We start from the raw sequence: 7,724 nt of genomic DNA, 5'->3' as shown, positions 1-7,724 counted from the left end.
CCGCCATGCCCGTCCGGCGGCGCGGCGCCTGGCTTATTTGTAGCCGGCCTTGTCCGCCAGCTTCTGCGCCTGCGGCTGGTGCTTGCCCAGTTCCGCGACATTGATCTTGTCCGCCTTGAAGCTGCCCAGCGCCTCGAGCGCCGGGTTGCTGACCTTCACGCCGGGCACCACCGGCCATTCATTGTTGCCGTCGGCAAAATAGCGCTGCGCCTCGTCGCTCGCCAGGTATTCGAGGAAGGCGCGCGCGGACTCCTTGTTGGGCGCGTGCTTGAGCATGCCGCCGCCGGAGATGTTCATGTGCACGCCCTGGCTGGCCTGGTTGGGCCACAGCACGCCGAGCTTGTCGGCCACGGCCTTGTCCTCGGGCCTGGCCGATTTCAGGATGCGGGCGATGTAGTAGGTGTTGGCGACCGCGAGATCGCACTCGCCGGCGGCCACCGCCTTGAGCTGGTCGGTGTCGCCGCCCTTGGGCGCGCGCGCCAGGTTGGCCACCACGCCGCGCGCCCACTGCTCCGTCCTGGCCTCGCCGTCATGGGCGATCAGGCTGGACATCAGCGACAGGTTGTAGACGTGGCCGCTGGAGCGGATGCACAGCTTGCCTTTCCATCTGGGATCGGCCAGGTCTTCATAGTCCCGGATGTCGCCGGGCTTGACCGCGTCCTTGTTGTAGGCGATCACGCGGGCCCGCGCCGAGAAGCCGAACCAGTCGCCGCCGGGATCGCGGTAGTTGGCGGGAATGCGCGCCTCCAGCACGCTCGACCTGAGCGGCGCGAACACGCCCGCCTGCTGGGCGCGCCACAGGCGGCCGATGTCGACGGTGATGAACACGTCGGCGGGGCTGTTGGCGCCCTCGCTCTTGATGCGCTCGAGCAGCGGGTCTTCCTGGCCCTCGATGCGGTTGATCTTGATGCCGGTCTGCCGGGTGAAGTTGGCGTAGAGCGCCTCGTCGGTCTGGTAATGGCGCGCCGTGTAGAGGTTCAGCACCTTTTCCTGGGCGCCCGCGGCGAACGGCAGCGCGGCGAGCATGGTGAGCACCGCGAGCGCGGCGGCGCGCGGCAGCAAGTGACGGAATGCGATCATGACTCTCCCCTCGATGATTGTTCTGCTCCGCCCTGGAGATGCCGTGCCGGCACCTTCGGCAAGACGAGCAAGAAACAATAATCATTCCTATTTTCGAGGTCAAGTGACAACGCTGTCATGTTGGCCCGCGGCAATGCCGGGGCGCCCGGCCCGCGCTGCCGGCGGAGCGCGGGCCGCGCCGGGTCCGCGGCCTTCCGCGCCCTTCTTTCATGCGCGCCGCGTCAGGCGCCGGCGCGCTCCGCCAGGACCTTCATCGCGTCGGCCGGCAGCGGCCCGTGGCAGGTACGCTCGCCGCCGCGCTTGCTCACCACCAGCCACACCTTGTCCGGCGTGCCGGCCGGATGCAGCAGCCAGGCCGGGCCGCGCCCGCTGCCGGTAGGCGGCAGGCCTTCCAGCACGCCGCTGCTGACCGACTGCAGCAGCACCGCGCAGTCGCTGGCGGGCGCCTGCGTGGCGGAGAGGAAGTCCGGGTTGGCCAGCACTTCGGGCAGGGCCGTGTCGGAGGCACGCAGGAAGGCGTCCACGTCGAAATGCCGGCTGGCGCCGCCGCCGGCGCAGGCCGCGAGCAGCGTGGCCGCCGCGAGAGCGGCGAGGACGGCGCGGGCAACGAGGGTACCGGCGCGGCGCGGCGGGAAAAGTGCGGTCATGGGCGGCCTCATTGCTTCATCACGTCGGCGCCCTTCGGCACCGTGAACCGGAAGGTGTCGGCGGGCAGCGCCGGGTTCTTCTGCATGGCGCTGAAGGTCAGCAGCGTGGTGTTGCCGAACGCGTCGCGCAGTTCCATCGCTTCCAGGTTGCCGCTCTTGAAGCCGATGCCGATGCGCTCGAACTGCGTGTCCTTGGCCTTGGGCGTCAACTCGATCCATTCCACGCCGTCGCGCGCCGGACCGTTCTTCACCACGAAGTTCTTCTCGAGGTCGTTGCTGCCGAACAGGATCGCCGCCGGGCTGGAGCCGAGCGCGCCGTCGAGCTTGCGCTCGGTGACCTGGTTGAGGTCCTTGTCGTAGATGTAGAGGGTCTGGCCGTCGGCCTGCAACAACTGGTCGTAGGGCTTGACGTAGCGCCAGGTGAACTTGCCCGGGCGCGCGAAGGCAAAGGTGCCGCTGGAGGTGCCGGTGACCTTGAGGCTGTCGCCCTGCCCCTTGACCTGGCGCTGGGTGAACTCGCCGCGCGCGCTCTTGACGCTGGCGACGAAGGTCTGGAGCTGGTCCACGCCGGCCGCCATGACCGCCGGCGCCGCCAGCGACATGGCCAGGGCGGCGCATGCCGACACGAGAAAGCGGTTTCGCATGTAGTTTTCCTTGCTGGATGGAGAGGCCGCCGCGCCGTGCCGCGATGCACGCGCGCGGCGCCGCATGTCCGGTTAGAGCGGCGCGCGCCCGGCGGATTCCGCAACCGGGTGCATCGCGCGTAACCGCATGTTACTCGTGCACGTCAGCCGCGCAATCAGCCGCGCAACGGCGCCGGGATCATCTTGCCGGCGCCTCTCATTCGTCCTCGCGCGCGGCGCCCGGCTGGGCCAGGATGTCGCGGTTGCCGTTGCCCGACATGGCCGAGACCAGCCCGGACTTTTCCATGTCCTCGAGCAGGCGCGCGGCGCGGTTGTAGCCGATGCGCAGGTGGCGCTGCACCAGCGAGATCGAGGCGCGGCGGTTCTTGAGCACCACCTCGACGGCCTGGTCGTAGAGCGGGTCGGCTTCGCCGCCGCCACCGCCGATGCCGGCGCCGCCGCCCAGGCCGTCGGTGCCGGTCTCGCCCTCGGCCAGCCCGCCCTCGAGGATGCCCTCGATGTAGTTGGCCTCGCCGCCTTCCTTGAGCTTCTGCACCACGCGGTGGACTTCCTCGTCGGAGACGAAAGCGCCGTGCACGCGGATCGGCAGCCCGGTGCCGGGCGCGAGGTACAGCATGTCGCCCATGCCGAGCAGCGCCTCGGCGCCCTGCTGGTCGAGGATGGTGCGCGAGTCGATCTTGCTGCTGACCTGGAAGGCGATGCGGGTCGGCACGTTGGCCTTGATGAGGCCGGTGATGACGTCGACCGACGGGCGCTGCGTGGCCAGCACCAGGTGGATGCCGGCGGCGCGCGCCTTCTGCGCGATGCGCGCGATCAGCTCTTCCACCTTCTTGCCCACCACCATCATCAGGTCGGCCAGTTCGTCGATGACGATGACGATGACCGGCAGCTTGTCGAGCGGCTCGGGCGCGTCCGGGGTCAGGCTGAACGGGTTGGGGATCTTTTCCTCGCGCGCGGCGGCTTCGTCGATCTTCTTGTTGTAGCCGGCCAGGTTGCGCACGCCGAGCTTGCTCATCAGCTTGTAGCGCCGCTCCATCTCGCCGACCGACCAGTTCAGCGCGTTGCCGGCCTGGCGCATGTCGGTGACGACCGGGCACAGCAGGTGCGGGATGCCTTCGTAGACGCTCATTTCGAGCATCTTGGGGTCGATCAGGATCAGCCGCACCGACTCGGCGCCGGCCTTGTACAGCAGCGACAGGATCATGGCGTTGATGCCGACCGACTTGCCCGAGCCGGTGGTGCCGGCCACCATGCAGTGCGGCATCTTGGCCAGGTCGGCCACCATCGGCTTGCCGGCGATGTCCTTGCCGAGCGCCATCGTCAGCATCGACGCGCTTTCGTTGTAGACCTGCGAGCCGAGGATCTCGGACAGGCGCACGGTCTGGCGCTTGGGATTGGGCAGCTCCAGCCCCATGTAGTTCTTGCCGGGAATGGTCTCGACCACGCGGATCGACACCAGCGACAGCGAGCGCGCCAGGTCGCGCGCCAGGTTGACCACCTGGCTGCCCTTGACGCCGGTGGCCGGCTCGATCTCGTAGCGGGTGATGACCGGGCCCGGATAGGCCGCCACCACCTTGACCTCGACGCCGAAGTCCTTGAGCTTCTTCTCGATCAGGCGCGAGGTGAATTCCAGCGTTTCCGCGCTCACGGTTTCCTGGTGCGCCGGGATCGGGTCGAGCAGCGCCAGCGGCGGCAGGTCGGAGTCCTGGATATCGGCGAACAGCGGCTGCTGCTTCTCGCGCTCCACGCGCTCGTGCTTGGGCACGGCCTGCGGGCGCACGATCTGCACCGGCGTCGCTTCCTCGATCTTGACCCGCTGCACCTCCACGGTCTCGGTGCGCTCGACCTTGGCGGCCTCGCCGATGATGCGGTCCTGCTTGCTTTCGCGGCGCGCCTTGAAGCCGAGGAACAGGTTCTCGACGAAACCGCCGACGTGCTCGGCCACCGACAGCCACGAGAAATGGAAGAACAGCGACAGCCCGATGGCCAGCAGCAGCAGCAGCAGCAGCGTGGCGCCGGTGAAGCCCAGCGCCATCTGCATCCAGCCGCCCAGCAGGTCGCCCAGCACGCCGCCGGGCGCGCGCGGCAGCGCCGAGCGCAGCGGGTACATGCGGATCGCCTCCAGCCCCATGCTGGCGGTCAGCGACAGCGCGAAGCCGATCCAGCTCACCACCAGCCCCTGGCGCGCCTCGGCGGTGCGCTCGGGCAGCTCGGCGCTCAGCGCGCGCCAGCCGCGCCAGCAGCGCCGCACCAGCAGCACCGCCCACCAGTAGGCGGAAAAGCCGAAGATGAAGAACAGCACGTCGGCCAGCCAGGCGCCGACGCGGCCGCCCAGGTTGTGGATATCGGCCACCTGGTTGGCGTGCGACCAGCCCGGGTCGGCCTTGCTGTAGCTGGCCAGGATGCAGACGAAGGCCAGCGTGACGGCCAGCATCAGGAACCAGCGCACCTCGCCGAGCAGCTTGCCGATGCGCGAAGGCAGCGCGGAGGGATCGGTACGGGTGGTGGTGGTAGCTCGGGCCATGCCTGGTCTGGGTTGCCGTCTGGGATTGCGGTGCCGGCCATTTTAACCTTGCCCGGGGCTATCGCTCCCATTGGAATTTGCAACAGTGAGCAAACGCCGGTCCACTTATAATGCTGGTTTCGATTCACGCCGGTGCGCAGCATGCCGCACCGGCCACAGGAACGCATCATGGCCAAACACGCAAAAGTGCTGATTCTCGGTTCCGGCCCCGCCGGCTACACCGCCGCCGTCTACGCGGCGCGCGCCAACCTGCAGCCCGTGCTAATCACCGGCCTGGCCCAGGGCGGCCAGCTGATGACCACCACCGACGTGGAAAACTGGCCCGCCGATGCCAACGGCGTGCAAGGCCCCGAACTGATGCAGCGTTTCCTGGAGCATGCCGAGCGCTTCAACACCGAAATCATCTTCGATCACATCCACACCGCGAAGCTGACCGAGCGCCCGATCCGCCTGGTCGGCGATGCCGGCGAGTACACCTGCGACGCGCTCATCATCGCCACCGGCGCCTCGGCCCAGTACCTGGGCCTGCCCTCGGAAGAAGGCTTCATGGGCCGCGGCGTGTCGGCCTGCGCCACCTGCGACGGCTTCTTCTACAAGAACCAGGAAGTCGCGGTGATCGGCGGCGGCAACACCGCCGTGGAAGAAGCGCTGTACCTGTCGCACATCGCCAGCAAGGTCACGGTGCTCCACCGCCGCGACAAGTTCCGCGCCGAGCCGATCCTGGTCGACCGCCTGCTCCAGCGCGAGAAGGAAGGCCGCGTCGAGATCCGCTGGAACGCGGTGCTCGACGAAGTGGTCGGCGACGACTCCGGCGTGACCGGCATCAAGGTGCGCAACACCCAGACCAACGCGGTCGAGGAAGTGAAGCTGGCCGGCGTGTTCGTGGCCATCGGCCACAAGCCCAACACCGAGCTGTTCGAAGGCCAGCTCGAGATGCACAACGGCTACATCGTCACCAAGAGCGGCCTGGCCGGCGATGCCACCGCCACCAGCATCCCGGGCGTGTTCGCCGCCGGCGACGTGCAGGACCACATCTACCGCCAGGCCATCACCAGCGCCGGCACCGGCTGCATGGCCGCGCTCGACGCGCAGCGCTACGTGGAAGCGCTGCAGTAAGCGGCGCCAGCCGCGCCGGCGCGCGCCGCGCGGCAAAGGGCGGCGGGTTGCCTTCGAGCATCCCGCCGCCGATGGTTTGCTCCTCTCTCCCTCGCAAGTGGGAGAGAGGAGAACACAAGCGGCAAGCCGGCCTTGCCGACCACCTGGGGCGCCAGCGCACATCCGGCACCCTTCTTGCGCCCACCGCCCTCCCCTATAATCTCCCGAGACCAGACCGAGCCTTCCCGGAGAGACCCCATGCCGCACGGCGCCAAGAAACCCGCCAGCCAGCCCAAGCCGACCAGGCGCTTCGGCCTGGATGACCTGTCCGGCCTGCGCAGCACGCTGAAAGCGCAGACCGAACAGCGCGAAGCCGAGCGCCGCGAGGCCGAGGCGGCGGCGCAGCGCGCGCGCGAGGAAGCCGACGTGTTCCGCAGCAGCGTCGGCAACGTCAACACCCTGCGCGACCGCAACCGCGTGGCGCCCGCGCCGAAGCATCCCGCGCCGGTGCCGGTGCAGACCCGGCTCGACGACCAGGCCGTGCTGGCCGCCTCGCTGTCCGACGAATTCGACGTCGAGAACCTGCTCGATACCGACGAGACGCTGTCGTTCCGCCGCCCCGGCATTGGCATCGACGTGGTCAAGAAGCTGCGCCGCGGCGAATGGGTGCCGCAGGACAAGATCGACCTGCACGGCCTGCGCAGCGACGAAGCGCGCGAGGCGCTGGCCGAGTTCGTGCGGCGCTCGGTCAAGCGCGGCGTGCGCTGCGTGCGCGTGATCCACGGCAAGGGCAACGGCTCGCCCGACAAGACGCCCGTACTCAAGGGCAAGGTGCGCAGCTGGCTGGTGCAGAAGGAAGAAGTGCTGGCCTTCGTGCAGGCGCGCGGCGCCGAAGGCGGCGCCGGCGCGCTGATGGTGCTGCTGCGCCAGCCGCACGCCTGAGCGCGCGGGCGCGATGCACCTGCCGCTCGATCTCCTGATGGGGCGGCTGCCCCTGATCCTGCATGTGATGGAAGTCACGGGCGTGCTGGCCTTCGCCATCTCCGGCGTGGTCGACGCGCGCAAGCAGCGCTTCGATGCCGTGGGCACCTTCGTGGTGGCCTTCGCCACGGCCTTCGGCGGCGGCACCGTGCGCGACGTGCTGCTCGACCGCCGGCCCTTCTACTGGGTCGACCACGAAGGCTACGTGATCCTGATCTTCCTGCTGTCGCTGGGCGCCTCGCTGGTGCTGCGGGTGGTCAGCCGGGTGGCGTCGGAACGCGCCATGATCGCCGCCGACGCGGTCGGCCTGGGACTGTTCTCCGTCACCGGCACCTCGCTGGCGCTGGTGGCGCAGATGACGCCGACCGTGGCGGTCATGATGGGCATCATCTCGTCGGTGTTCGGCGGCGTGGTGCGCGACGTGCTGTGCAACGAAGTGCCGATGATCCTGCGCGACCGCTCGCCCTACGCCACCTGCGCGTTCGTGGGCTGCTGGGTCTATATCGGCCTGACCTGGCTGCGCGCCGACCAGGAAGTGGCCCTGCTGGCAGGCGCGATCACCATCACCGCCGCGCGCCTGCTGTCGGTCCGCTTCGGCTGGAAGCTGCCGAGCTACCCCGAGCCGTACCGGCTCGACGCGCCCCCCTGCGGCACTTCCACCGCCGACACCCGCGCCCGTTCCACCGCGCCCACCACGAAACCAGTGGCAGCGCTTCGCCGTGGCCGCCAAAGCCGGTAACGGCAGATGCCCGA

At 69.0% G+C, this 7,724-nt stretch carries 6 protein-coding genes and 1 pseudogene; 3 read left to right on the top strand and 4 right to left on the bottom strand.

What is annotated here, in order from left to right:
- Positions 1-33: 33 nt before the first annotated feature.
- The 4 genes from K206_RS0102910 to K206_RS0102895 all read right to left on the bottom strand — a co-directional run bounded on the left by K206_RS0102910 (position 34) and on the right by K206_RS0102895 (position 4,895).
- Positions 34-1,080: a Fe(3+) ABC transporter substrate-binding protein gene (locus K206_RS0102910; protein WP_020423641.1), complete on the bottom strand. Its 1,047-nt coding sequence runs from the start codon at positions 1,078-1,080 to the stop codon at positions 34-36.
- 221 nt (positions 1,081-1,301) lie between these two features.
- On the bottom strand, positions 1,302-1,727 hold the full coding sequence (locus K206_RS0102905) for a hypothetical protein (RefSeq protein WP_020200905.1): 426 nt from the start codon (positions 1,725-1,727) through the stop codon (positions 1,302-1,304).
- Between the two features lie 8 nt (positions 1,728-1,735).
- Complete coding sequence (gene lolA, locus K206_RS0102900; RefSeq protein ID WP_020200904.1) at positions 1,736-2,371, bottom strand: outer membrane lipoprotein chaperone LolA; 636 nt, start codon at positions 2,369-2,371, stop codon at positions 1,736-1,738.
- Between the two features lie 196 nt (positions 2,372-2,567).
- Positions 2,568-4,895, bottom strand: a complete 2,328-nt coding sequence (locus K206_RS0102895; RefSeq protein WP_020200903.1) for a DNA translocase FtsK — start codon at positions 4,893-4,895, stop codon at positions 2,568-2,570.
- A gap of 168 nt (positions 4,896-5,063) precedes the next feature.
- On the opposite strand from K206_RS0102895, the gene trxB reads away from it, so the two are divergent.
- The 3 genes and pseudogenes from trxB to K206_RS0102880 all read left to right on the top strand — a co-directional run.
- The gene (trxB, locus tag K206_RS0102890) at positions 5,064-6,011 is read left to right on the top strand and encodes a thioredoxin-disulfide reductase (protein ID WP_020200902.1); all 948 of its coding nucleotides are present in this window, start codon (positions 5,064-5,066) and stop codon (positions 6,009-6,011) included.
- A gap of 237 nt (positions 6,012-6,248) precedes the next feature.
- Positions 6,249-6,932, top strand: coding sequence for a Smr/MutS family protein (locus tag K206_RS0102885; protein WP_020200901.1), 684 nt, complete (start codon positions 6,249-6,251; stop codon positions 6,930-6,932).
- Positions 6,933-6,945: 13 nt separating this feature from the next.
- A pseudogene (locus K206_RS0102880) lies at positions 6,946-7,581 on the top strand (trimeric intracellular cation channel family protein); the annotation flags it as partial.
- Positions 7,582-7,724: the final 143 nt, after the last annotated feature.

This window comes from Cupriavidus sp. WS (assembly GCF_000395345.1).
Taxonomy (GTDB): Bacteria; Pseudomonadota; Gammaproteobacteria; order Burkholderiales; family Burkholderiaceae; genus Cupriavidus; species Cupriavidus basilensis_B.
Note: the sequence above shows the minus strand (reverse complement) of the source record. Positions and strands in the feature narration are given on the sequence as shown.